19 protein-coding genes are annotated in these 26,249 nt (G+C 46.2%); 18 read left to right on the forward strand and 1 reads right to left on the reverse strand.

Annotated features, from left to right (window positions below; translation table 11 throughout):
* Positions 1–36 precede the first annotated feature (36 nt).
* From MHB84_RS23095 to MHB84_RS23130, 8 genes are all read left to right on the forward strand, one after another.
* On the forward strand, positions 37–1,149 hold the full coding sequence (locus tag MHB84_RS23095; protein WP_076291843.1) for a Gfo/Idh/MocA family protein: 1,113 nt from the start codon (positions 37–39) through the stop codon (positions 1,147–1,149).
* Positions 1,150–1,176: 27 nt separating this feature from the next.
* Positions 1,177–1,941: a sugar phosphate isomerase/epimerase family protein gene (locus MHB84_RS23100; protein ID WP_076291844.1), complete on the forward strand. Its 765-nt coding sequence runs from the start codon at positions 1,177–1,179 to the stop codon at positions 1,939–1,941.
* Positions 1,934–3,016, forward strand: coding sequence for a Gfo/Idh/MocA family protein (locus tag MHB84_RS23105; protein ID WP_076291845.1), 1,083 nt, complete (start codon positions 1,934–1,936; stop codon positions 3,014–3,016). The genes MHB84_RS23100 and MHB84_RS23105 overlap by 8 nt, the downstream gene beginning before the upstream one ends.
* Positions 3,017–3,195: 179 nt before the next feature.
* Complete coding sequence (locus tag MHB84_RS23110; protein WP_024631039.1) at positions 3,196–4,164, forward strand: sugar phosphate isomerase/epimerase family protein; 969 nt, start codon at positions 3,196–3,198, stop codon at positions 4,162–4,164.
* A 24-nt stretch (positions 4,165–4,188) separates the two neighbouring features.
* Positions 4,189–4,917, forward strand: coding sequence for a ThuA domain-containing protein (locus MHB84_RS23115; protein WP_076291846.1), 729 nt, complete (start codon positions 4,189–4,191; stop codon positions 4,915–4,917).
* 322 nt (positions 4,918–5,239) lie between these two features.
* A complete protein-coding gene (locus MHB84_RS23120) occupies positions 5,240–5,536 on the forward strand; it encodes a winged helix-turn-helix transcriptional regulator (RefSeq protein WP_148661829.1) in 297 nt (98 codons plus the stop codon).
* A 167-nt stretch (positions 5,537–5,703) separates the two neighbouring features.
* Complete coding sequence (locus tag MHB84_RS23125; RefSeq protein WP_076291847.1) at positions 5,704–6,435, forward strand: hypothetical protein; 732 nt, start codon at positions 5,704–5,706, stop codon at positions 6,433–6,435.
* A gap of 197 nt (positions 6,436–6,632) precedes the next feature.
* On the forward strand, positions 6,633–7,346 hold the full coding sequence (locus MHB84_RS23130; RefSeq protein WP_063565665.1) for a hypothetical protein: 714 nt from the start codon (positions 6,633–6,635) through the stop codon (positions 7,344–7,346).
* Positions 7,347–7,432: 86 nt separating this feature from the next.
* Here MHB84_RS23130 and MHB84_RS23135 read toward each other — a convergent pair whose 3' ends face one another.
* A complete protein-coding gene (locus tag MHB84_RS23135) occupies positions 7,433–8,149 on the reverse strand; it encodes a Crp/Fnr family transcriptional regulator (RefSeq protein WP_076291848.1) in 717 nt (238 codons plus the stop codon).
* A gap of 430 nt (positions 8,150–8,579) precedes the next feature.
* Here MHB84_RS23135 and adhE point away from each other — a divergent pair, with 430 nt between their 5' ends.
* From adhE to MHB84_RS23185, 10 genes are all read left to right on the forward strand, one after another.
* The gene (gene adhE / locus MHB84_RS23140; RefSeq protein WP_076291849.1) at positions 8,580–11,192 is read left to right on the forward strand and encodes a bifunctional acetaldehyde-CoA/alcohol dehydrogenase; all 2,613 of its coding nucleotides are present in this window, start codon (positions 8,580–8,582) and stop codon (positions 11,190–11,192) included.
* Positions 11,193–11,868: 676 nt separating this feature from the next.
* Positions 11,869–14,127 (forward strand): formate C-acetyltransferase, encoded by a 2,259-nt coding sequence (gene pflB / locus MHB84_RS23145; RefSeq protein WP_076291850.1) that lies wholly within the window; start codon positions 11,869–11,871, stop codon positions 14,125–14,127.
* Between the two features lie 90 nt (positions 14,128–14,217).
* Positions 14,218–14,970, forward strand: a complete 753-nt coding sequence (gene pflA, locus MHB84_RS23150) for a pyruvate formate-lyase-activating protein (protein ID WP_076291851.1) — start codon at positions 14,218–14,220, stop codon at positions 14,968–14,970.
* 215 nt (positions 14,971–15,185) lie between these two features.
* A complete protein-coding gene (locus MHB84_RS23155) occupies positions 15,186–16,550 on the forward strand; it encodes an extracellular solute-binding protein (protein ID WP_076291852.1) in 1,365 nt (454 codons plus the stop codon).
* A gap of 163 nt (positions 16,551–16,713) precedes the next feature.
* Positions 16,714–17,598, forward strand: a complete 885-nt coding sequence (locus MHB84_RS23160) for a carbohydrate ABC transporter permease (protein WP_076291853.1) — start codon at positions 16,714–16,716, stop codon at positions 17,596–17,598.
* Positions 17,598–18,428: a carbohydrate ABC transporter permease gene (locus MHB84_RS23165; RefSeq protein WP_063565672.1), complete on the forward strand. Its 831-nt coding sequence runs from the start codon at positions 17,598–17,600 to the stop codon at positions 18,426–18,428. The genes MHB84_RS23160 and MHB84_RS23165 overlap by 1 nt, the downstream gene beginning before the upstream one ends.
* 31 nt (positions 18,429–18,459) lie before the next feature.
* Positions 18,460–20,301: a cache domain-containing sensor histidine kinase gene (locus MHB84_RS23170; RefSeq protein ID WP_076291854.1), complete on the forward strand. Its 1,842-nt coding sequence runs from the start codon at positions 18,460–18,462 to the stop codon at positions 20,299–20,301.
* A complete protein-coding gene (locus MHB84_RS23175; protein ID WP_076291855.1) occupies positions 20,298–21,932 on the forward strand; it encodes a response regulator in 1,635 nt (544 codons plus the stop codon). Before MHB84_RS23170 ends, MHB84_RS23175 begins: the two co-directional genes overlap by 4 nt.
* A 13-nt stretch (positions 21,933–21,945) precedes the next feature.
* The gene (gene nagZ, locus MHB84_RS23180) at positions 21,946–23,607 is read left to right on the forward strand and encodes a beta-N-acetylhexosaminidase (protein ID WP_076291856.1); all 1,662 of its coding nucleotides are present in this window, start codon (positions 21,946–21,948) and stop codon (positions 23,605–23,607) included.
* Between the two features lie 284 nt (positions 23,608–23,891).
* Positions 23,892–26,150, forward strand: a complete 2,259-nt coding sequence (locus MHB84_RS23185) for a stalk domain-containing protein (protein WP_076291857.1) — start codon at positions 23,892–23,894, stop codon at positions 26,148–26,150.
* The last annotated feature ends 99 nt before the right edge of the window (positions 26,151–26,249 follow it).

The raw sequence follows: 26,249 nt of genomic DNA on the forward strand, positions 1-26,249 counted from the left end.
CAGGTTCTCACCATTCATAAGGAGATGAACATCACTGTGGAGAAAATGAAAGCGGGCATTATTGGTTGCGGTAACATTAGCGCCATTTATCTTGAGAATTTTAAAGATAATCCTCTCATTGAAGTGGTGGCTGTTGCGGATTTGATCCGTGAACGGGCACAAGAACGAGCTGATGAATTCAATATCGCAAACGTTTACAATGTAGATGAGTTGCTGCAAGATAACGAAATTGAGCTTGTGCTAAACCTCACGGTTCCTGGCAGTCATGCCATGACTGATCTGGCTGTGCTTGAAGCAGGCAAACATGTGTATGCCGAGAAACCGTTGGCAATTTCTCTTGAGGATGGTCGCAAAGTAATTGAACTGGCTGAGGAAAAAGGATTGTACGTTGGTTCAGCACCGGATACATTCCTTGGATCAGGCATTCAGACTGCCCGCAAGGCTATTGAAGAAGGACTGATCGGTAAACCGATTGCGGCAACTTCATTCTTCATGGGTGGAGGGCCGGAAGCTTGGCATCCGAATCCGGAGTTCTTTTATGTCGCTGGTGGCGGACCGATGTTCGATATGGGGCCTTACTATTTGACCGCGCTGATCACCCTTCTTGGACCGATTCGCAGAATCAGTTCCTCAGCAGGTGTACAGATCACAGATCGCGTTATTGGTTCCGGGCCGAAGGAAGGTACACCTCTTGAGGTACAGACGCCAACACACTTGGCAGGAACGATTGATTTTGAGGAAGGTGCCATTGCAACATTGATCACTAGCTTCGATATCCGGGGTGCTTCGGATTTGCCACGGATTGAAATCTACGGTACCGAAGGTACGATGAGCATACCGGATCCCAACTTTTTTAACGGGGAAGTGAAGCTGCGCAGATTCGGTCAGGACACATGGGAGACTGTGACGCCTGCTTTTGAAAGCAGACAGAACGAGCGCGGAATCGGCGTTACCGAAATGGTTGAATCCATTCGAGCCGGACGCGAACACAAGGCCAGCGGTAAGCTCGCCTACCATGTGCTTGAAGCTATGCATGCGTTCCAGCGCTCCTCGCTTGAGGGCAAACACATCCAAATGGAGAGCACTTATCAAGCAGGAGCAAAAAACAATACAGATGAAAATCAGTCAGAGGCTGTACAGTCACACTAATTGATCTCGGATGAGGTGAACCGGTAAATGTTGAAGGTTGGATTACAGCTATATACGGTACGTGATGAACTGGAACGCGATTTCAAAGGTACACTCGCTAAGGTTGCAGAGCTTGGATATCAAGGCGTAGAGTTCCATAACTTTTACGGGCACAGCCCGGAAGAAGTAAGGGCCATTCTGGATGAATTCGGTCTGGAGATTGTGGGAACCCATGTTCAGTACAATAGTCTGCTTGAGGATCTTGATGGCGTGATCGCTTATCACAAAGCCATCGGAAACAAAAACCTGATTGTCCCTTATCTGTCGGAAGAACAAAGGCAGTGGGATAACGTATTTGCTTCCCTGAATGATATTGGTGAGAAATGTGCAGCGCAGGATATGGTGTTAATGTATCACAATCATGATTTTGAATTTACAGAGCAGGTTGAGGGGCAGCCGGCGTTATACGCGATGTATGATACCGTAACCGCTTCCCATCTGCAAGTGGAGTTGGATTCGTGTTGGGCTCACGCCGCAGGATACCCGCCAACGGAAGTCATCGCGAAGTATGCGGGACGTCTGCCACTGGTCCACTGGAAAGACATGCGCCGTTCAGAAGGTCAAGTCCTGACTGTGGAATTCGGCCAAGGTGAGGTAGATTTGGGTGCTGTAGCTACAGCGTCAGATCAGGCGGGAGCCGAGTGGCTTGTTGTGGAGCAGGATGTATGTCAGAATCCTCCACTGCAAAGCATCGAGAGCAGTATGAACTGGATTAGAAAATATGCCGCTAATGGAGGACTTGTTCATGTCTAAAGTACTTAATATCGCCATCGTAGGTTGTGGCGGAATCGCCAAAGGTAAACATATGCCCAGCCTGTCCAAACAATCTCAGGGCCGTATGGTCGCTTTCTGCGACATTGTGAAAGAACGTGCGGAGGAGGCAGCAGCTGAATTCGGTGCTGAGGGAGCCAAAGTATATACGGATTATAACGAGATGCTGAAGGATGAAAGCATTGATGTGGTACACGTGTGTACACCAAACGACTCCCACTCCGTGATCACGGTCGCTTCTCTTGAGGCGGGCAAACATGTAATGTGTGAAAAGCCAATGGCGAAGACGTCTGCACAAGCGCAGGCTATGCTGGAAGCCGCACAACGTACAGGCAAAAAGTTGTCCATTGCGTATCAGAACCGATTCCGCAATGATAGCCAATACCTGAAACAAATGTGTGAAGAAGGCGAGCTGGGCGATATTTATTTCGGCAAGGCAATTGCACTTCGCCGCCGTGCTGTACCTACCTGGGGTGTGTTTCTTGATGAGGAAAAGCAGGGTGGAGGACCGTTGATTGATATCGGTACACATGCGCTGGACCTGACTCTTTGGTTGATGGATAATTACAAACCGAAGAGTGTAATGGGCTCAACGTTCCACAAGCTGGGTCAACGTGAGAATGCGGCCAATGCTTTTGGTCCGTGGGACCCGGAACAATTCAAGGTAGAGGATTCTGCATTCGGCTTTGTGACGATGGAGAATGGGGCTACAATTATTATCGAGTCCAGCTGGGCACTGAATGTTGCTGAGTTCGGCGAAGCCAAATCACTGCTTTGCGGAACAGAAGGTGGCGCGGATATGAAGGATGGTCTGCGTATCAATGGCGAGAAACGCAGCCGTCTGTTTGAAACTAAGGTAGATCTGGATGCAGGTGGAGTTGCTTTTTATTCTGGTAGTGCAGAAAATGAAGCGGATCGTGAAGCTAGAATGTGGCTTGAAGCGATCATTGAAGACAAAGATCCAGTTGTAAAACCTGAACAAGCCATCGTGGTTACTCAGATCCTTGAAGCGATCTACGAGTCTGCTCAGACAGGCAAAGCGGTTTATTTCGACTAAACCGACCAGATATCATTTCCAATGAAATAACCAGTATTCTTACGTTTAATTTCAGGATAGAATAGCTCTTGATTTTCCACAATAACGATACAATCATGTGATCTGAACGGTATTTTAGGCAGTTCATGGTTCATAAAACCAGCAAATAATATGATATTTAATCTAGGGAGGAATCGCACTTGAAACTCGGCGTATTTTTGGTACTATTCGGAGGACGTAAATTGGAGGATGCACTCGACTATGTTGCATCCAAGGGCTTGAAAGCAGTAGAAATCGGAACAGGTGGACATCCAGGTAATGCACATTGTAAACCGGATGAGCTTCTGAGCAATCCGACAGCATTGAAAAACTTCAAAAATGCAGTAGAATCCCGTGGCCTGACTATCAGCGCATTGAGCTGTCACGGTAACCCGCTTCATCCACAAAAGGATATTGCAAAAGGATTCCACGATGATTTCGTTAAGACGGTAGAACTGGCTGAGAAACTGGAAGTGCCTGTTGTAAACACATTCTCCGGTTGTCCCGGAGACCATGAGGATGCCAAATATCCGAACTGGCCTGTTGCACCATGGCCGAATGACTTCCAGGAAGTTCTTAAATGGCAATGGGACAACAAAGTTATCCCTTACTGGACAGAGTGGGGCAAGTTCGCTGCAGATCACAATGTGAAAGTGGGACTGGAACTGCACGGTGGATTCTCGGTGCATACACCAGCTACCTTGCTGAGATTGCGTGAAGCAGCAGGCGAAGTGATTGGCGCTAACTTGGACCCAAGCCACATGTGGTGGCAAGGTATTGATCCGGTGCAAGCAATCCACATTCTGGGACGTGAAGGCGCGATTCATCACTTCCATGCGAAAGATACAACTATTGATCCAATTAACGTGAACAAATATGGTGTAACAGATATGCAGGATTATACAAACATGCTTGATCGTGCTTGGCAATTCCGCTCGGTCGGTTATGGTCACGATAACAAGACTTGGGCTGATATTATTAGCGCTCTGCGTCTGGTTGGATATGATTATGTCGTAAGTATTGAACACGAAGATGGTTTGATGTCGGTAGAAGAAGGATTCTCTAAAGCTGTGCAAAATCTCCAACAAGTATTGATTGAAGAGCCGCTGGGAGATATGTGGTGGGTTTAGAGTTACACTAGGGGGAAATTGAATATGATTAACGTCACCATTTGGAATGAATTTGTCCATGAGAAAATTCACGATGAAGTAAGGGAAGTCTACCCGGACGGTTTGCATATGGCTTTGGCAAACGGACTGGGAGGCGAAGGCTTTGCCATTCGGACTGCAACACTGGATCAGCCTGAACATGGATTAAGTGATGAGGTGCTGAATTCTACAGATGTGCTTATATGGTGGGGACATATGGCGCATGATCGTGTGAGCGACGAGATTACACAGAAGGTTGCACAGCGGGTCCTTGATGGTATGGGGTTGATTGTGCTGCACTCCGGTCACTTCTCCAAGCCATTCAAAGCGCTGATGGGCACAAGTTGTGACCTGAAATGGCGTGAAGCCAATGAGCAGGAGATTATCTGGTGTGTGAATCCGTCCCATCCGATTGCAGAGGGCATCAACAGCAAGATAATTCTGGAAAAAGAAGAAATGTACGGGGAATTCTTCGATATTCCAGTACCGGATGAACTGGTGTTTGTAAGCAATTTCCAAGGTGGAGAGGTATTCCGGAGCGGATGTACATTCCTCCGCGGTTCAGGTAAAATCTTCTATTTCCGTCCAGGTCATGAAACTTATCCGACCTTCTATAATCCGGAAATTTTAAAAGTGATCAGCAATGGAGTGAAGTGGGCATATCCTACGCGCAACGTTAAGCCGGAATTTGGCTTCAGCGAACCTGTAAGATCACTTGGTAACGTGCTGGTTTAAGCTGCAAATTGGCTGTGTGAACGCATAAAATAAACGATATACCAGAGAACCCTTCTCCAAGTCATGTATGACTGTGGCAGCGGGGTTCTTTTTGGGTAAGATAGCTACATGGGAGTTAGACGATATTTTCCCATGGTTCCGTTGTCCCATGTGATGTATACTGAGTTGTATCATCGAAGTTGAGTTATGCCTTTAAAATATTAACTTTTTAGCGGCAGACGTTTTCTTTGAGACTTAAATATGTTATTATGAAATATACTAACTAAACGTAAGTTGAGTGATCTCTAAAGAGGTGATTAATGTGGAAGGCCAAGATTTGCGGATGTGTCCGCGCTTTGAGACGGCGTTTTCTTTTCTGGGTAAGCGCTGGAACGGTCTGATTATTCAAACGTTGATGAGTGGTTCGAAGCGATTCAAGGATATCTCCAACCTGATACCATCCATGAGTGATAAGATGTTGTCAGAACGGATGAAAGATCTGGAAAGCGAAGGAATTCTGATCCGTCATGTCTATCCGGAGACGCCAGTTCGTATTGAATATGAACTGACAGAGAAAGGCAAGGCGCTACAGCCTGTTATGAATCAAATTCAAGACTGGGCAGAGCAGTGGGTTGAGTAGTAACAGCTTCCCCGGCTCAAACTAAGTGAACTGTTGGGATAAAGGCTCTTGGTTTCCAGTGGAAATCAGGAGTTTTTGTCTTCACGGTCCTGCACATGTTGTCGCGAGTTGTAGTATAATTGTAAATAAAATGGCCGCAGGCGGCCGGAGCGAGGAGGCCAATTGTCATGAGAGAAGAAAGCTTATCCCGTGAAGTACGCTACGGCAAGCAAGATATTGCAGAACTTGAGAGCGCATCCATCCAGGTACATCTAATCTACAAAAAAGCTGCGGAGCTATTTAAACGAACTTCATATTCCGCGTCGGTTAAGGATGATGTTGCAGGAGAGAAGACTCATTCCACGAATAGCAATGGTCAGGTAATGGCTCCGGCGGTACTGCAAAAATGGATTCAGACAGCAAGAGGCTGGAAATGTATCGGATGTGAACTGAGACAACCCGATTCCATCGGAGCACAGACTGAAGCCAACTTTCATGAAGAACGTGTGTATCTGGATGTGGGCGAAGGTCGTTTTGTTCAAGCGGAGATGCTGATTCAGGCGATTGTATGGTCACAATATGAGAAGATCCGCCTGTTCGCGCCTTGGCTGGGTGATGACACCTTCTACACTGTACAGGAGCTGGATGTGATTGCCCGTTATATTGTACCTACCTATTTCTCCGAACGGCCGCTGCATGAGCAGGGCAAGGTATCCAAGGTACACCATTCATATGGTCAGATTCCGTTCTATCAGGAATATGTGGATGCACCTTCGTTCTGTGTACAGGTGGACGGTGGATTACTTGAAGGGCGTTTGCTGACAGGTGTTTATGTGTCGGAGGAACAGTTCTTTGGGCTCAATCCGTATCTGAAGGATGGAGACGGGGGCCGTACCTACATGCAGGCTTGTGTCCAGTAACCATGCTATTCAATAGACCTTAAAGATAATTAGGAGCCAAAGGGCCTGCTTGCAGGCTCTTTGTGCTGTACAAACCAGTTATGGACGCTACTGGATGAAAAGTAACGGCATTGACACTTTTTTTGCATGAATTTTGTGCCATAATAGAGGTTATGGACAACAGGGTGAATGATTTTACGCAGGGTGGTGTTACCTACATGAAGAAGAGAATCCCCGGTTACATAGGTATATGTCTGCTTATTCTGGTTATATTAGCCGGTTGTAGTGAGACACAGCCTTCCGAACAGCCAATCGTCAAAGAGACCGAATCGCAGAATACGATCACTGTGGCAGTGGATGGCAGCACTTTTTTGCCTGACGCAACGAAGTCCATTAAGAGAGATTTTAGTGAAGGTCTGACGCTCAAGAAAGCACTGTTGAACAGTGGGCTTGTCGATTTTACAGCAGATGGAAAGCGGATCCAATCCGTGGGGGAAGTTTCTCTGGACTCCTCACTTAGCTGGGCAGTCAAACTGAATGGCAAGGATATTGACCCGGAAAATTGGGACATGGAGCTTCATGTCAAAGATGAAGTGATCATATATGTAAAAGCCGCTGACAGTGGGGGAGACGATGTTGTTTACCAAACAACATTACTCAAGGTGAGCGGTGGAAATATTATGCCAAATCTCAATCGTCAATATGCCGGGGTGTATGTTCAGGAATGTACTGTGCGTGATGTATTGAAGTCCAGTGGGATTGTAAGAATGTCGGAAAACAACAAGTTCGTCGTTTCCGTTGAAAATGTAATTCCCCGGATGAACCAACGCTGGATGATCATGGTGAATGATAAGGAACTGATGGAAAACGGTTTGGACATGAAATTGAATCCACGTGATGCAGTAAAGCTTGAGTTGACTACTGTATCTTAAGTATAACAAAAGCCCAATCTTCGTTATAGAAGATGGGCTTTTTTCATTTGCGTATCAAATGTTTACAAGATGGGGAAAGCGTCAAATCAAATTCGGCAAATCTCGTTAGGACACAATTCACAGTGACAGATGCCCTGGAGCATGTGCAGATCCTTGATGACAATCATGCCGTTGTCGTATTCAATGGCGTCTTTTTTACGCAGATCGCTTAACATGCGGTTGACACTTTCACGGGTCGCTCCAATCATATTGGACAGATCCGTGTGCGTTATTTTTTTATGAATCATGACATGCTCTCCATGGGGTTCGCCGTAGGAATTGGACAATCGAATTAGCGTGGAGCAGAGTGCACCTGGTTTCCCATATAACATCAGATCACGGAATTTGGTTTGGGTTAACCGGTGATGGATACCCATCCATTTCATAAAGTCGATCGCAAAGTCACAGTGTTGGCAGATCAGCATCTCCAGGTCTTTATGCTCCAGTACACCGATCTCACTATCCTCCAGCACTTCCGCCGAAAAGCTGTGTTTCGATCCGAAGAACGGATCAGCCTGCCCAATCATATCACCGGATTGATACATGTACATAATCAGTTCCTTGCCTTCATCCGTGGATTTGGTGATCTGAGCACGGCCCCGTTTCATATAATAAAGTTTGTCAGAGACATCTCCTTCCCAATACAGATGGGTTCCTTCCGGATAGGTTCTGTCCTTCATCGTTACGAGCAGATGGTTGAAATTCGCTTCCGAGAAACAGTTGGTATTTCCGCGTTTTTCCAGTACACTCAGTTGTTCTCTCATAAGTCTATCTCCCCTTTGTGTCCATCGGACGGCCTTCTGCAGCTTGGACTGGCCCCCGTGGTTCGCCGCAAACCGTTGCCGTCCTGATCAAGGTCATCTCTCGGCCGGAAAGGACGGTACAAATTGCGGTGGTTCAATTTTTAAGTTCAGTATATACCTTATCTTGCCGTTTGAGGGGCGTGGAAAGGGGGCAAAAATGGCGAAATTTCAAACATTGTGATTAAATTCACTTTCTGAAGGGGAGGATGAATCTGACAGCCCTATAGTTTAAATAGGAAGTGTAAATGGCTAAGTGAGGGACACTAAAAAACTTAAATTAAATTTGTTATACTTTGTGAAAAAAATCACATAATTAACTCTTTCCCCATGATACGATGTGAATGTAAAGAAGAGAGACAAACCAATACGAACCTTTAGGAGGATGAGGGAGATGGCTGTAAAGAACGAAGTCGCCCCAGTAAAAGAACCGACAGCAGGTCAGTATATTCAAACGTTAATTGACAAAGCGAATAAAGCACATGCAGCATTCATGTCCATGGATCAGAAACAGATTGACCGCATCGTGCAAGCGATGGCGCTGGCAGGTCTCGACAAACATATGATGCTCGCCAAGATGGCCGTGGAAGAAACAGGCCGGGGTGTGTATGAGGATAAAATCACCAAAAATATATTTGCAACAGAGTATGTATATCATAGCATCAAATATGACAAAACAGTAGGGGTTATTGAAGATAATGAGTACGAAAGTTTCCAGAAAATTGCGGAGCCTGTCGGCATTATCATGGGGATTACCCCGGTAACGAATCCGACATCCACCACAATGTTCAAAGCACTGATTTCCATCAAAACGCGTAACCCGATCATCTTCGGTTTCCACCCATCTGCACAGAACTGTAGCCGGGAAGCTGCCAAAATTTTGCGAGATGCTGCAGTGAAGCATGGTGCTCCAGCGGATTGTATCCAGTGGATAGATGATCCTTCCATGGATCGTACAAACGCGCTGATGAATCATAACGATGTGGCGCTCATTCTGGCAACAGGCGGATCAGGCATGGTACGGGCGGCATACAGCTGTGGTAAACCGGCACTGGGCGTAGGGCCAGGGAACGTGCCTTGCTTTATTGAGAAAAGCGCAGATATCAATCAAGCGGTAACGGATCTGATTTTGTCCAAATCGTTTGATAACGGCATGATTTGTGCTTCCGAGCAAGCAGTCATCATCGAAGAACCGATCTTCGATCAGGTGAAAAAGAAAATGATCGCGAACGGCTGTTACTTCGTCAACAAGGATGAGGCTGCGAAACTGACCGCAGGTGCGATTAATGCTGAGAAATGTGCGGTGAACCCGGCGATAGTTGGTCAATCTGCAGTCAGCATTGCGCAAATGTGCGGTATCGAGGTCCCTGCTAACACCAAAATTCTCGTAGCCGAGATTGAAGGGGTAGGTACAAAATTCCCGTTGTCGGCTGAAAAACTAAGCCCGGTACTGGCTTGTTACAAAGTGAAAACGGCAGCTGAAGGGATTGAGCGTGCAGCAGAAGTGGTTGCTTTTGGCGGCATGGGTCACTCCTCTGTTATTCATTCGACGAACGAAGAAGTCATTGGCAAATTCGCAGATCGTCTGCAAACCGGACGGATTATCGTGAATTCGCCATCCACACACGGTGCCATCGGTGACATCTACAACACCAACATGCCGTCACTGACGTTGGGCTGCGGATCGTATGGACGTAACTCGACTTCTTCCAACGTAACCGCTGTGAACTTAATCAACGTGAAAAGGGTGGCTCGCCGTACCGTGAATATGCAGTGGTTCAAAGTGCCGAACAAAGTCTACTTCGAAAAAGGTGCAACACAGTATCTTGCCAAAATGCCGGACATCACACGCGTAGCCATTATTACGGATGCGATGATGGTCAAACTCGGTTATGTGGAAAAAGTAGAGCACTATCTGCGTCAACGTCAAATGCCAGTAGCCATTGAAGTGTTCTCTGATGTCGAACCCGATCCATCCACAACAACGGTAGACCGCGGTACGGAAATGATGCGTCGCTTCCAGCCAGACTGCATTATCGCACTCGGTGGGGGCTCACCGATGGATGCTGCCAAAGCGATGTGGCTGTTCTATGAATATCCTGACACAGACTTTAACGACTTGAAGCAAAAATTCATGGATATCCGCAAACGGATCTACAAATATCCACGTCTCGGCGTGAAAGCGAAATTCGTAGCAATCCCGACAACTTCGGGCACAGGTTCGGAAGTAACATCGTTCGCGGTTATTACAGATAAAAATCAAGGAAATACCAAATATCCGCTGGCAGACTACGAGTTGACACCAGACGTGGCGATCGTGGATCCTGAGTTTGTATACACTCTGCCTAAAACGGCTGTCGCAGACACAGGTATGGACGTACTGACGCATGCGATCGAAGCGTATGTCTCCGTTATGGCGAATGATTACACGGATGGACTCGCGATCAAAGCGATTCAACTGGTATTCCAATACCTAGAGCAATCGGCGCTGCAAGGTGACAAATTGGCTCGTGAGAAAATGCATAACGCTTCGACGATTGCCGGTATGGCTTTTGCCAACGCATTCCTGGGCATTAACCACAGCTTGGCGCACAAATGGGGCGGTCAGTACCACACTGCACATGGACGTACCAATGCGATCCTGATGCCGCACGTCATCCGCTACAATGCGAAAAAACCGACGAAGTTTGCATCGTTCCCGAAATATTCGCACTTTGTGGCAGATGAGCGTTATGCCGAAATTGCCCGCATTCTGGGATTGCCTGCACGTACGACAGAAGAAGGGGTGACCAGCCTCATCAATGCCATCCGCAAACTGAACAAAACATTGGGTATTGAAGAGTCGTTCCAGGAAATCGGATTCGATGCCAAAGACTTTGAGGCACATGTCGATTATCTGGCAGACCGCGCATTCGAGGACCAATGTACAACAGCCAATCCAAAACTGCCGCTGGTGACTGAACTGGCAGATGTGTACCGCAATGCTTTCTACGGCAAGTTTGAATAACAACTAAATCAACAGCATGATCCAGGCATATAGTCAGGGTTCCCCGTAAGGGGAGCCCCGATTGCCGTCTTTCCTGTAAAAAAAGGTATAACGTAATCTTTGCAGTTGTCTTTTTTAAAAGAGATTACACGGAATCGGTGATGTTACTTTTTGAACTAGGTATTCACACCATAACGAAGAGGGAAGAAAGAACTGAAGAAGCGAAGCGTTCTCTTTCAAGCACGATTTCATCCTTCTATGCTATATAGTTTGAATCATAAATGTACACGATAACGGAGAGGAGAGAAAAAACCTGAAGAAGCGATAGCGCTCGCCTTTATCCCCGTATTTTATCCTTAAAAAATAGAATCAATAAAATTCGGGTTTGAAAATTGATCAGAAGTTGTTCTGTCCGCGCAGTGGCTAAGTGTGAATTTGCAGGGTTCACCATGACACAGCACAGGTGGAGTGAGGATGGTCACAAACTTTGTGATAAAAATCACAGATGATGAAAGAACGAAGTCGTATACTGAAAATGTAAGAAAAACATTCATCCGCGGTTCCGGTTCCCAAGTAGAGAGAACATGTTCCGGCTTACATGTGAAAAATATCACATTAATCGCGGCTCTGGGCACAGATGATACGAGTGAAGCATCCTGTCATGTGTCCGGAAATCCAAATTTGTGGAGGGATTACTATGTCGGTGATCGAAAAAGATGTCAAACAACAAACAGGCTGGAGAAACTTTACCAAAGGAACATGGACGAAATCCGTAGATGTGAATGATTTTCTAGTACGCAACTTATCACCTTACTATGGCGACGAAGCATTTCTTGCAGGTGCAACTCAGAATACAAAAGAGTTATGGGATATCGTATCCGATCTGACCAAAAAAGAGCGCGATAATGGCGGGGTACTCGATGTTGACGTAAACACGCCAGCAACGATTGTTTCTCACCAACCAGGTTATCTGGATAAATCCAAAGAGCAGATTGTTGGTGTTCAAACGGATGCTCCATTCAAACGTTCCATTCAGCCATTCGGTGGAATTCGCATGATGATTGATGCTTGTGAAGCTTATGGTTTTGAAATGCCTCAAGGCGTCATTGATATATTTACGAACATCCGCAAAACACATAATCAGGGCGTATTTGATGCTTATACATCCGAAATGCGTGCAGCACGTAAAGCAGGGATTATTACCGGTCTGCCTGATGCTTACGGCCGTGGCCGGATCATCGGTGACTATCGCCGGGTAGCTCTGTATGGCGTGGACTTCCTGATTCGAAATAAAAAAGGTGAGCTGAATGCACTTGAAGTCGATGTGATTGATGAAGATGTCATTCGCCTGCGTGAAGAACTGTCTGAGCAGATTCGTGCATTGCAAGAATTGAAACAACTGGGTGAAATGCATGGTTTCGATATTTCCTTGCCAGCTACAACCGCAAAAGAAGCGTTCCAATGGCTCTACTTCGGTTACCTGGCTGCGATCAAAGAGCAAAATGGTGCGGCAATGTCGCTCGGACGTGTTTCTTCGTTCCTGGATATTTACATTGAACGTGATTTGCAAGAAGGCTTGCTAACTGAAGAACAGGCTCAAGAACTGGTTGACCATTTTGTTATGAAACTGCGGATCGTCAAATTCCTGCGTACGCCAGATTATAATGAATTGTTCAGTGGAGACCCAACATGGGTAACTGAATCCATCGGTGGCATGTCCGTAAATGGAGAAACCCGTGTTACGAAAAACAGCTTCCGTTTCCTGCACACCCTGAACAACCTTGGCCCTGCACCTGAGCCGAACCTGACTGTACTTTGGTCCACAAAGCTTCCGGAGGCTTTCAAACAATACTGTACGAAAGTATCCATCGAAACGAGCTCCATCCAGTATGAAAATGATGATCTGATGCGTCCGATCTACGGAGACGATTATGGTATTGCTTGCTGCGTATCTGCGATGAAAATCGGGAAACAAATGCAGTTCTTCGGCGCTCGTGCGAACCTGGCAAAAGCATTGCTGTATGCAATCAACGGCGGTCGTGATGAGAAATCGGGAGCACAAGTTGGACCTGAATATCCGGCGATCACAAGCGAAGTGCTGGAGTACAATGAAGTTATGAAACGTTTCAAACCGATGATGGAATGGCTCGCCAAACTGTATATGAACTCACTCAACGTCATTCATTACATGCATGACAAATACAGCTATGAGCGTATTGAAATGGCCCTACATGACCGTGACATTGTACGTACGATGGCTTGTGGTATTGCTGGTCTCTCGGTTGCAGCAGACTCTCTGAGTGCCATCAAGTATGCGAAAGTCAAACCGATCCGCAACGAACAAGGCATCGCAATTGATTTTGAAATTGAAGGCGACTTCCCTTGTTACGGTAACAATGAAGACAGTGTCGATAGCATTGCAGTTGAACTGGTGGAAAGCTTCATGGGCATGATTCGCAAACACAAAGCGTATCGTAATGCGATCCCAACACAGTCTGTACTGACGATCACCTCGAACGTAGTGTATGGCAAAAAAACAGGTACAACACCTGATGGCCGTAAAGCAGGCGAACCGTTTGCTCCAGGGGCGAACCCAATGCATGGTCGGGATAAAAAAGGTGCACTGGCATCCCTTGGCTCAGTAGCCAAACTGCCGTACGAACACAGCCTTGACGGGATCTCTAACACATTCTCCATCGTGCCTAAAGCACTCGGAAAAGAGTCAGACACACGTAAATCCAATCTGGTTGCCATGATGGACGGTTATTTTGGTCAAGGGGCACACCATCTGAACGTGAACGTATTTGATCGCCAGCAGTTGATTGACGCGATGGATCACCCGGAAAACTATCCGCAGTTGACTGTACGGGTATCCGGTTACGCGGTTAACTTCATCAAACTGACACGTGAGCAACAACTCGATGTCATTAACCGGACCTTCCACGGTTCGATGTAACACGGGCTTAACTTAACAGTTCATAGGAGATAGGAGTAGAACCTCCATATTAAACGCACAGCGGATGCGATACAGAAAGGAAGAGGCAGCATGGTTAATGGACATATTCATTCACTCGAAACTTTCGGGACGGTTGACGGCCCAGGCATCCGCTTCGTGCTTTTTATGCAGGGATGTCTGCTCAAATGCCAGTATTGTCACAATCCGGATACATGGGCACTGGATGGTGGCAGGGAAATGAGTGTGGAGGAGGTACTGGCTGAAATCGAGCCATACCTGTCCTACTATCGCAGTTCCGGCGGAGGACTTACGGTATCCGGCGGGGAGCCAACATTACAGGCTCATTTTGTAGCCGAAGTTTTCAAAGAAGCGAAACGCCGCTGGGGATTGCATACTACGCTGGACAGCAACGGTTTCAATGAACCGGATCGGATTCATGATTTGTTAGATAACACGGACCTGGTTTTGTTGGATCTGAAGCACATTAATGATGAGAAACATATCAAGCTGACAGGTAAATCCAACGAGAGAACATTGCGCACCGCACAATGGTTATCGGACAATGGACGAAAAATGTGGATTCGCCACGTGTATGTGCCAGGGATTCACAATGAGGAAGAAGACTTGCTTAATCTGGGGCGGTTTATTGGAACGCTAAATGGAGTCGAGAAGTTCGAAATCCTGCCTTATCATCAGATGGGTATTTACAAATGGCAGGCGCTGGGGAAAGCCTATCCGCTTGACGGTGTTCCTTCTCCGAGTGATGAGGAAGTAGAACGAGCGTATCGTTTGATTGAACAAGGTCGTACGGAAACAGCTGGCGTGGCTTGTTCCAATAAGTAAATATTTATATACAGATCTACCAACCAAGCAGTCTTTGCGAACATGTTTCGCAGGGGCTGTTTTTTTACTGTTATCAATTGTAAATGCAAGATTATTTGTCCAGTGAAGGATTTTATCCCTCTATTGATGAATTGTCATCCTTACGATGTAAGCTACAACTTTTTATAATCAGAGTGTAAAGCCAAATGCTCAATATCTTGAGGGGGGTCATACGAATGAAAAAAGGAATGACATTACTGCTTTCATTATTGCTTATCGCATCATGGACATTGGCAGGTTGTTCGAGCTCAACTAACGAACCACAACAGGGAGCAGGCGATACGCCTGCGGAGCCAAGCAAGGAACCGGTTGAGATGCTTCTCCGTCACACTCAGGTGGGTGCCGACAAACAAAAAAGGCTGGCCATTCTGCAGGACGTTGTGGCCAAAGTGGAGAGCGAAGTACCTAACCTGACCTTTACACTGGACGGAGTTGAATCCGATGTAAACCGTAAGGAGAAGCTTCGTGGTGAGATGGCAGCAGGCAATCCGCCGGATATCTTCGAATTGTTCGGTAGTCCGGACTCCAAAGTATATGCCAAGGAAGGCATGTTGTTAGATCTCACGCCGATCTTGCAAGAACTGGGCATTCAGGACCAATTCTCATCACTTGAACCATTTACCTATGAAGGCAAAGTGTACGGACTGCCTATTGGCGGATCGGGTGAAGGATTCTTCTACAATAAAGAGTACTTTACGCAAAAAGGTTGGAAAGCGCCTTCAACAATGGCTGAGCTGGATAATATGCTCGCTGAGATCAAGGCTGATGGCAAAGTGCCACTTGCTTCTGCTTCCAAAGCAGGCTGGGTTCCACTCATGTTAACAAACCATCTGTGGTCCCGTTACGCTGGACCTGATATTACGGCGAAGTTTGCTACAGGCGAAGCCAAGTGGACTGATCCAGGCGTTGTCGCAGGATTCGCGAAGCATAAGGAATGGGTGGATAAAGGTTACTTCAAAAAAGGCGAGCTTGGCTTTGAGTATGCAGAATATACAACTCAATTTACGAGTGGTGAAGCGATTCTGATGTACGACGGTACATGGAAATCGTCTGTATTCAAGGAAGGACAGAGCGGTGAGTCACTCATTGGCAAGGTTGGTTTCTTCAATATGCCTCCAGTAGAGAACGGTGCAGGAGATCAAACAGCCCTGATGCGTGACGTCAATAACGGATACGGCTTCTCCGCAGCGGTTGCGGATGATCCTCAGAAGCTTGCGGCTGTTAAAGCCTTTATCAAAAACTTCTACAACGAAGATATGCAAGTTCGTGGACTCGTAGAAGACGGTGTGTTACCAGCAATGAAATTGGATGAAAAAGTGCTGACAGACAGCATCACTGACGATTTGATGAAAGAAATCGTAGCTGTTCTGAATGCATCGCAGACTTCATTCCCGGCTTTCGATGCACTCGTTCAAGCCGATGTAACGACAGAGATCAGTAACTTGCAAATTCAGAAGCTGGTTGGTGGACAAACGACACCAGAGAAAATGGCTGAAGAATTGCAGAAGGTTCAGGAAGAGGCTAATGCTTCAGTAGAATAAACGATCTTTAAGCGAAGAAGAGTACCTGCTAACACCATGCTGGTTTACCCCGGTTGGAACACTGCCGGGGTAAAACCCTTGGTCCTATCTGGAGAATTATACTGCTGAGGAATCTGCTCTATATACGAGCATAAGAAGTTGAAGTCACTGAAGGAGGTAGATCATGAATACTTCACTCCGCAGCCCGCTGATCTATACGTTGTTTGTGTTGCCGGCACTGATCTTGTTTATCATGTTTTTCCTGTATCCTATCGGCAGTTCACTCTATTACAGTCTGACCAGTTGGAACGGTGTATCCGCAGAGCCGCGTTTTGTGGGACTGTCCAACTATGCAAAAGCATTGACAGATGAACGTTTTTGGATTTCTACGCGCAATAACGGTTTCTTTATCGCATTTTCGGTTTTGATCCAGGTGCCTCTCATTGTGTTGTTTTCCCTGCTCATTGCAAACGTGAAGAGATTGAAGGGATTATACAAAACAGCCGTCTTTTTGCCGTCCATTATGTCAACGGCAGTCATCGGTATTCTGTGGGGATTCATCTACGAACCTAACATCGGCCTGTTGAATCAATTACTTGAAACGGTAGGAATCTCGCCGGTCTATTGGTTGTCCGATAACCGATTCGCAATGATATCCATTCTCGTAACCAATGCGTGGCAGTGGACGGGATTTTATATTGTCATGGTTTTGGCGGCCATTCTGGCTATTCCCAAGGATCTGGATGAAGCGGCAGCCATTGATGGAGCAACAGCCGTACAAAGAGCTTTCAAAATTACATTGCCACTTATCAGACCTATTATTTCCGTCGTCATCATGTTATCCATTGCCGGGGCGATGAAGGCAGCAGATATTGTTCTGGTTATGACCAAAGGTGGACCCGCAGGCTCTACCGAAGTGCTTGCTACGTATATGATCAAATATGCGATTACCAATTTCAAATACGGTTATGGCAATACGATTGCTGTTCTGATCTTTGCTCTGACGCTTGTGCTCACCGCGGTATATCAGTTGCTGGTGGCGAGACGCAACGAAAGGGTGGAATATTGATGGTAAAAAACATAAAAGGCAGTATACCTCATGTTTTGTTAATGTTGTATCTACTTGCGATTCTGTTTCCCTTTTTATTCGTAATTTTTTCTTCATTTAAGCAGGATAACAACGAAATTGCACTGAATCCGTTCGGTCTGCCTTCCACTTGGGTGTTTAATAACTACGTTGAGGCTTGGGTAAATGCCAAGATTGGAACGTATTTCTGGAACAGCATGTATATTTCGGTCTTGTCCTCAGTCGGAACCATTGTGCTTGGTGCTATGTTTGCTTTTGCTATAACGCGGATGAGACACCGCAAATGGAGCATGTTACTGTACAGTCTCATTCTGGCGGGCATGCTGATTCCAAATAATGCGCTCATGCTGCCAATTTATTTGCTTGTCCGCAAGCTCGGCATTTTGGATACTCATTTGGCGCTGATCATTCCTTATGTTGCGAATGCAATTCCGTTCACAATTATTATTTTGGCTGCTTTTATGCGGTCACTCCCTGGAGAAATTGAGGAAGCCGCGGTTATGGATGGGTTGAGGGCTCCGGGTATCTTTGCTAGAATAGTGATACCCCTTACAGTTCCAGCCATTGTTACGGTGTTTATCGTGAATTTCCTCGGCAACTGGAACGAATTTTTACTCGCCAACTATTTCTTATCCACCGATAAACTGCGTACATTGCCTGTCGGCATGGTCCAGTTTCGTGATCAGTATCAAATGAATTATGCCCAGATGTCAGCAGGCATTGTATACAGTGTTGTACCGGTTGTTGTAATCTACGCCATATTGCAGGAGAAAATCATTGAAGGCGTAACGGCAGGTAGTGTTAAAGGTTAATTAACGATGCGTTATATAGGGAGAACGGGAAATGAACTTGCGGATGAAGCTGGCCATGGCATTTCTGTTGCTCATCATTGTACCGATGTGCACGCTTGGAATCGGCATGTTCTTGGTCACATCACATACGATTGAGAAAAAATACAATCAGCAGTCTGAATATGCACTCCAGGCGATCAGCTATAATATCGAGAATGTTTTTCAGCAGATCAACAATGTCACGGACAACGGCATTGCCACATCGGTATTCCAGATGGCTTTGAACGCCAAAGATCCTAGCAAACAGGACCTTGGAATCGGTAATCAATTGTCGCTGAATGCCAGCCAGCGTAATTTCCGTTCCCTTTTATACAACTACCCGTTTATTAGTTATGCCTTCTTGTATGATTTGCGTCCGCGTTCGTCTCAGGATAACCAGATCGTTTCTATATTTACGAAAGAAAATTTTCAAGCGCTTCCTTTCCAACAATTTAAGGTTCATCCAATATTCAAAGAAATCCAGGAACTCAACGGCGTGCCCAAATGGCTGGCCCCTCTGGAATATCCTGAACTGACGGGCGTAGAGCCTGTCTTTACTCAGATTCGGTTGGTCAAGGAACTCAGTTATTTTCAGAATATTGGGGTCCTTGTCGTTCAGATTAAAAAAGGGGAGATGGACCGCATCTTCCGCCATCTGCAGATAAGTGATCCTGCACAGGATACTTCGTTCCTGCTCATCAATGAAGAGGGTCTGATCGTATACGATCCTTCCGGACGCTACAGCGGAGAGAAGATGGAGAATCTGGGTGTGCGTTCTGGAATTTACGGACCAGGGTTCAGCAGCACCAGAGCAGTGTTCGATGGCAGTGAAAGCATCATTTCACAATATCATCTGAAAAACTATAACTGGAGTCTGGTCAGTGTCACTTCATGGGAAGCATTATCGGCAGAGACGAATGTGTTTGCTGGCTGGTCGATTATTATCATTCTGCTGTGCCTGCTTGCTGCAATGGTTTTCAATGTGTTCTTCATGAACCGGATTACCGGCAATATTGCGGTACTCGTACGATTCATGAGGCGTGTAGATGACGGGGACTTTAATGCCCGGGTCGAAGGAAGTGGCTTTGACGAGATGCAGCTGCTTGCCCAAGGGTTCAACGAATTGCTGGATCGCATCGGCGGTCTGTTCCGACGTGTTCGTGCAGAGCAGGAACAGAAGGCCAAGGCAGAACTACGCGTGCTTCAAGCCCAGATCAAACCTCATTTTCTATTTAACACGCTGGAATCCATTAACGGACTAGCCATGAGGGGAGAAGGGCGTAAAGTAAGTGAAATGGTGACACGTCTTGGCAATATGCTGCGGATCAGTATTCAGGATCAGGAGGAGATCTCGCTTAGTGAGGAGTTAAGGCACTTGCAGAGTTATCTTGAGATCCAGCATTACAGGTTTAGTGATTTGTTCCGGTACGAGATTGACATTCCATCTCATCTGTACACCTCATCTATACTCAAGCTAACCCTCCAACCTCTTGTGGAAAATAGTATTCAGCATGGGTTCGAGGGAATCGAATATCAGGGTGTACTTCGGATCAGTGCATTTGTGGAAAGGAATAACTTGGTGCTGCGAGTTGAGGATAATGGTATCGGTATTCCCCAGGAAATGTTGGCTCGATTCGAATACATGGCAGAAGACCCGCCTGAATACATCATGGCTGAGGGAACGAAGCAGCTGTCTTCAATGGCAGAGCGTCGAGGGCTGGGTTTAAGAAGTGTTGCAGATCGGATAAGGATTCAATATGGGGCCGGATACGGGGTGTTTATATGTTCCTCTCCGGGACATGGCACTATCATTCAATGTATTATTCCACAATATGAGCAGGGGGAAGATGAATGAATCTAACCGCGTTGTTGGTTGACGATGAGCTGCCGATTTTGGAGAATTTGAGTTTTATCTTGCCATGGGAAGACATGGGCATTGAAATTGTGGGTACGGCCAGAAGCGGGTCCGAAGCACTGGATAAAGTTGCTGAATGTCACCCTGACATCATGTTATGTGATATTCGCATGCCCTCTATGGATGGTCTGGAACTAATTCAAATATTGCGGGAACAAGGTGAAACTTGCGAGATTATTTTGCTGACAGGATATCAGCAGTTTGAGTATGCTCGTACGGCCATTCGTTACAATGTCCATGAATACATATGCAAACCAATCGATTACCTGGATCTGGAACAGAAATTGCGTGAGCTTGCTAGTCAGATTCAGAAGAAACGGTTGGAAGTGGAGGCTGAACGCCACCGCAAATCGGAGATGGAAGTATGGGTAAGGCACAAACATATCATTGACCTGATGCGAAAAGAGGAAGATTCATTATATTCTTCCCCTCCTTCTTCCTCCGAACCACAGGCATCTTCGTTACGATATATCCTGCTACTTATCGATGTGTCAGGTTATTTTAAACATTCGATCGGATGGTCTGGGGCTCGGCACCAAAGCTGGCATGGAATGGTCCGTTCCAAACTTAGGGAGATTACAGACCGGATTTGTGAAGGAACTCTGCTGATTTCGGCCCGTAAGGGAGAATGGTGCATGTTGGTGGAGGCGTCAGATGAATGGAGACTGCGAGCAGATGCACTGGCTCAACAGGTCCAGTTGGAACTAGATACGACATTTGAGATAGGTTCAGGCATGAAGACAAGGATCATTCAGGATGTTATGCCTGTGAAACTGAATGATCAGATGGCTGAGCGATACCGGCACTGTCAGCGATTACTAATCATGAATGATTCTAATCAGCGCAGCGATGCGCAGGAACAAGAATCTGCTGAGCACTCTATCATGTCATCCAAAGAACCTTCCAGCAGGACAACAATGTGGATTACAAAAGAGGATTTGGACTTGATCACCCGCTGGATCAGACAGGGAAATAAACAAGGATTGATAGACCTGCTAGTGAGGCTCAAACATCAGATGAGCGAGCATAAAAGTACGCTGGATGGCGTAGCCGAAAATAGTCTGCGTTTTCTGCTGGTACATATGCTTCGTGAATTGCGCGAAGTACATGTCATGGCTGAACAGGACGAAATGCACTTCTGGAGCGCATTGCATTCAGCAACCTCCATCAAGGAATTAATCGAACTGGCGGAGGCACTTGCTTATGTTTGTCATGATAAGAAAAGTGTACCTCGCCCCTCTGTGTCTGAGCTGATCAGTTCTGCGTGCGAGTATATGAACGCCAGATTGGAATGTGATCTGGGCATTGATGAGGTAGCTGATTGGCTGGGCATCAGTCCGGGCTACTTTTGCCAGCTGTTCAAAAATCAGATGGGTGTAACCTTTGTTGAATATATGACCCATAAGCGAATGGAGAGTGCGGCCTTATTATTGAGTACAACGGAATGGAGTATTACAGCCATTGGAGAAGCGACGGGGTATAAGGAACGGCGATATTTCTCCAAGGTGTTCCATAAACATTTTCACATGAAACCATCAGAATTCAGGTCAAACCAAAGAGCAGGTTCATAATGGGGAGGAAAGCATGCGTATGAATTCGATCGATCAGCTTTCGTTGGAACAGCGGGTAGGACAGATGTTTATGTGTGGATTCCATGGACAGCATGCTGATGAACAGATCAATCAACTGATCCGTGATTATCATGTTGGAGGCGTCATTTATTTCAGGCGGAATGTGGAAAGCGTAGACCAGTTAAAACGACTGTCTGCCGACTTGCAAGCGATCGCAGCTGAAGCCGGAGATTTACCTCTGATGATCTCCGTGGATCAAGAGGGTGGGATGGTGGCCCGGATTGACAAAGAGGGAGTGACCCAGGTACCTGGAAACATGGCGCTTGGAGCGACGGGGAATCCGGACTATACCCTTGAATGCGCACAGATTCTAGGTCAAGAGTTAAAAAGCATCGGTATCGATATGAACCTCGCTCCAGTGTTGGATGTGAATAATAACGTTCTTAATCCGGTCATCGGGGTGCGCTCCTATGGCGAGAATGCGGAGAGCGTAGCTTCTCACGGTGCAGTAGCCATCAAAGGATATCAATCCCAATGCGTTGCTGCAACAGCCAAACATTTCCCTGGACATGGAGATACAGCGGTGGATTCACATCTCGGTATGGTCACTGTACCTCATGAACGTAACAGGCTGAATGAGGTGGAACTTCTGCCGTTCCATCGCGCTATTGAGGCCGGAGTGGATGCCATCATGACTGCTCACGTCGTCTTCCCGGCGATTGAACCGGAGCCGATTCCAGCTACATTGTCCCGTAAAGTGTTGACGGGGCTGTTACGCGAAGAAATGGGCTTTGACGGCATTATTATTACAGACTGTCTGGAAATGCATGCGATATCCAAGCCATATGGTGTGGCCGAAGCAGCCATTCGTGCCGTGGAGGCAGGTGCTGATCTAATTCTGGTCAGTCACACACTGCAAGATCAAGTCTCTGCTGTGGAAGCCGTTGTGGAAGCCGTTCGCACTGGGCGAATTGAAGAAGCTACCATTAACCAGGCATTGGAACGTATTATTTCATGGAAGGCAGCGCGTTGTGGTCAGTGGGAGCATACGTTTGTCTCCATGGAAGAGGATGATACTGTATCGGATGGATCTGATGAGGATGGGATCACGTTCTCAACAAAAGAGAAAGATGAATCATCAAGGTCGCTGGCTTCCATCGAATCCAGGTTGGATGAGATTGCCTCCAATAGTATTACTGTAGTTCAGAATGATGGATTGCTTCCCTTAAACCCTGAAAAGAATGTGTATGTCATCTGGCCGGAGGTTGTGCAACGCACAGAAGTGGATGAACCATGGTCTCATACAGATTCGCTTGGCGTGGCGTTATCGCAGCTGAGAGCCGGAGTTCGGGAGCACAAAATAACGACACAGCCTTCTTATGATGAAGCGGACGAGATACTCAAGAATGTGTCGGAGGAAGATCAAATCATCGTATGTACTTACACTTCCGCAGGCCTTCTTCCGAAAGGGCAACATCATTTGGTTCAAAAACTTAGTGAGAAGCATTCCCTGATTGTAGTCGCTCTGCGTAATCCATACGATCTATTGGAGATTCCGACGCCGGGAAGTTATGTATGTACGTACGAGAACACTCCTGCAGTGGTTCGCGCATTGTCCCTCGTTTTAACAGGTGAATTGCAGCCAACAGGACGCTTGCCCGTCAGTTTGCGTTAGCAAATTCGAAAACTCTATATCTCTAAATCTCTCTGTGGCATGGTGCTTATTCAACCATGTCTTGAGGGATTTTTTTATTGGAAAATGCGGCCGGTTTTAATACAGATTTCACTCCAAGTCGAAGGTGTGATAGATAACTATTTTCATAGTATTTTCGCTCTATTAAATGTTTACAATTCTTATCAAATATTTTTAGCAACTTTTCCCGGTACTAAGCGTCTAATAGTATGACTTTTTGAGGGGGATATTTATAAAATGGGAGCAGAAGGAGCCAAAGACAAAGAATGAATTTGAAGAAGAAATTATCCATACTTACCGCTTTAGCTGTATTCCAAGCGTTTGCAGCGATTCCAGCGAATGCACTAGCAGCCGATCAAAGTGATACAACAACAACAAATACAGCCAATGTAAAATCCGTGGAGGTTGTGAAGAAAGAACAAACAATCTCGGAATCGGATGTAAAGTCTGGGTCAGATACAAAACAGCCTGATAACAATGAAGTCGAAGGAACAAACCCGGTGACGAATGAACCTACCGGTACAGATGTTACTCCGATTGACCCTGTTACAGACCCTGCTGATGGAGAGGATGCGGAAGAGGAAACAACAGTTCCGACAGCTCCAGTTGAGGTTGAGCAACCATCTACAAGCGGTCAATCTGTAGCCGGAAGTAAAGGCGGAGATCTGACACTTTATATGAACAGCAACAAAATGGTGCAAGACGGCAAAACATATCTTGCCGGACAGCCGATGGCTGTTAAAAATGGAGTATCTTATGTAGCGATCCGCGCACTGGTTGATCGGGTTGGTTATGAAGTGAAATATGACAATACAACCAAAGAAACCATTATTATTAGTGGCGAAGATGAGCTTCGCTTCAAAACAAATAGTAGCATTTACACTGTTAACGGTGAATCCAGAACGATGAAAGGCCCTGCCTATCAACAAAAAAATACGTTCATGGTGCCACTGACGTCGATTACTCAGGCACTTAATATAACTTATAAAGTCAATCAGTCTGCCAAGACTGTTGTACTGAACCTGAATACCAAACCGGTAGCCAGCTTCACAGTACAAAAAGAAATTTTTGTAGGAGATACGGTGACATACAACACTAAATCCAGCTCTCCAAAGGGATTTGACATCGTAGACGAGCGCTGGACTGGCCGTCAGGATTCGTTTGACCAACCAGGTACATATACGGTAACGTATGCTGTCCAGGATTCGAGCGGACAATGGAGTGATTCGTACTCTGTTACGATTCAAGTTCAGAAACCGAATCTTCCCCCTGTAGCGATGTTTACGACAGACAAGGAAGAATACAAAATGGGTGAAAAGATCACGTACATTGATCAGAGCACTGATGATGAAAATGCTATTGTAAAAACTGAATGGGAAAACAATGCTCTGGCATTCTTTGTTCCGGGTCCAAAAACAGTAACAATTACCGTTACGGACAAACATGGTGCTAGTAACAGCTATACCAAGAATGTCAATATCACAAATGAAACTCTGTATACTATCTCTGATTTTAATCAGTTGTTCACGCCGGTAGGTGATAAGTTCAGCTTCAACGGCAGTGAAGTTCCTGCCATGGAGAAAGTTCCGTACACTTATTACGATGAGCAAAGTGTTCTGATTCGTAGTAACAGTCCGGAAACCGTTAATTCGGAAGGGATTGTGTACAAAGAGTCTTCAATCGGTCAGACCCGTTTCATGATTCACCATGTAAATAACACCGGTAAAAACGTGAAAATGTACGTTGTTGCTACGAATAATAATATGTACGCAGCAACATTAGAGCAGCAAAATATGGGCTTCGCTGGTCCTTCACCATTCGCAACAGTAGCCGGAAGGTTATCGATTGAGCGTTGGTTCCAGTCCATGCAAGATGGCACTGGAAAATTGAATGTTGTGCTGCAGCCAGGCGAGAGCAAATTGATTCTTACTGAGCTCAATGCTCTTCCTATGAAGCAAGGGCAAGTAATTTCACTGTATTCTGATGTTTTCAGCGACTACAGGCTGGATTACAACATTATCATGATCGAAGAAAATAAAGATCCGATGGCTGTATGGTCCACACTGCCTGTTCTGGATCGTGACGGTGTGCACAACCGTGGTACGTACCCGAATGCAACACGTGTCATCACGTATGACCAAGAAGTAGGTTCGAAGCCCGCTCGTCTGCCACTTGGGGATAATGCAAGTGATCCGAATCTGGTCGGCACAGACCCTATGGCCTATACGGAAGCTTCTAACGCGGGTAACTTCGGCGTACTTTACAAAATTACACTGAACAATGTGGCTCCGCGCACGCTGATCTCATTCAACCCTCGTGGTGGTAGATACTCGGGTGTAGCACTTGTTAATGGTCAGGTTGTGCAGATTTCGAATGGCAGCAAATCGTTAAGTGCACCAAATGAACAAAGTGTACTCTACCGCACAGGTTCGTACGGCGAAGCTGTAACAATTGTGTTCTCGGCTGCACCAGGAAGCAATTTGCCGGTTAACCTGCTGTTCACACCGCTTCCGACAGAGAAGTAATTGTTTCACCTGTTACCTAGGACGGACGGTTTGGTGTGAAGTTATATGGTATTATCCTGTCACCCCCAAAGTCGCCCGAAGGATTGATCATCTGAACCG

This window comes from Paenibacillus sp. FSL F4-0087, assembly GCF_038020215.1.
Classification (GTDB): domain Bacteria; phylum Bacillota; class Bacilli; order Paenibacillales; family Paenibacillaceae; genus Paenibacillus; species Paenibacillus taichungensis.

Coding starts and splice junctions, on each gene's coding strand:
- MHB84_RS23100 (WP_076291844.1), top strand. CDS start 1,177: ATGTTGAAGGTTGGATTACAGCTATATACGGTACGTGATGAACTGGAA.
- MHB84_RS23105 (WP_076291845.1), top strand. CDS start 1,934: ATGTCTAAAGTACTTAATATCGCCATCGTAGGTTGTGGCGGAATCGCC.
- MHB84_RS23115 (WP_076291846.1), top strand. CDS start 4,189: ATGATTAACGTCACCATTTGGAATGAATTTGTCCATGAGAAAATTCAC.
- MHB84_RS23120 (WP_148661829.1), top strand. CDS start 5,240: ATGTGTCCGCGCTTTGAGACGGCGTTTTCTTTTCTGGGTAAGCGCTGG.
- MHB84_RS23125 (WP_076291847.1), top strand. CDS start 5,704: ATGAGAGAAGAAAGCTTATCCCGTGAAGTACGCTACGGCAAGCAAGAT.
- MHB84_RS23130 (WP_063565665.1), top strand. CDS start 6,633: ATGAAGAAGAGAATCCCCGGTTACATAGGTATATGTCTGCTTATTCTG.
- MHB84_RS23135 (WP_076291848.1), bottom strand. CDS start 8,149: ATGAGAGAACAACTGAGTGTACTGGAAAAACGCGGAAATACCAACTGT.
- adhE (WP_076291849.1), top strand. CDS start 8,580: ATGGCTGTAAAGAACGAAGTCGCCCCAGTAAAAGAACCGACAGCAGGT.
- pflB (WP_076291850.1), top strand. CDS start 11,869: ATGTCGGTGATCGAAAAAGATGTCAAACAACAAACAGGCTGGAGAAAC.
- pflA (WP_076291851.1), top strand. CDS start 14,218: ATGGTTAATGGACATATTCATTCACTCGAAACTTTCGGGACGGTTGAC.
- MHB84_RS23155 (WP_076291852.1), top strand. CDS start 15,186: ATGAAAAAAGGAATGACATTACTGCTTTCATTATTGCTTATCGCATCA.
- MHB84_RS23160 (WP_076291853.1), top strand. CDS start 16,714: ATGAATACTTCACTCCGCAGCCCGCTGATCTATACGTTGTTTGTGTTG.
- MHB84_RS23165 (WP_063565672.1), top strand. CDS start 17,598: ATGGTAAAAAACATAAAAGGCAGTATACCTCATGTTTTGTTAATGTTG.
- MHB84_RS23170 (WP_076291854.1), top strand. CDS start 18,460: ATGAACTTGCGGATGAAGCTGGCCATGGCATTTCTGTTGCTCATCATT.
- MHB84_RS23175 (WP_076291855.1), top strand. CDS start 20,298: ATGAATCTAACCGCGTTGTTGGTTGACGATGAGCTGCCGATTTTGGAG.
- nagZ (WP_076291856.1), top strand. CDS start 21,946: ATGCGTATGAATTCGATCGATCAGCTTTCGTTGGAACAGCGGGTAGGA.
- MHB84_RS23185 (WP_076291857.1), top strand. CDS start 23,892: ATGAATTTGAAGAAGAAATTATCCATACTTACCGCTTTAGCTGTATTC.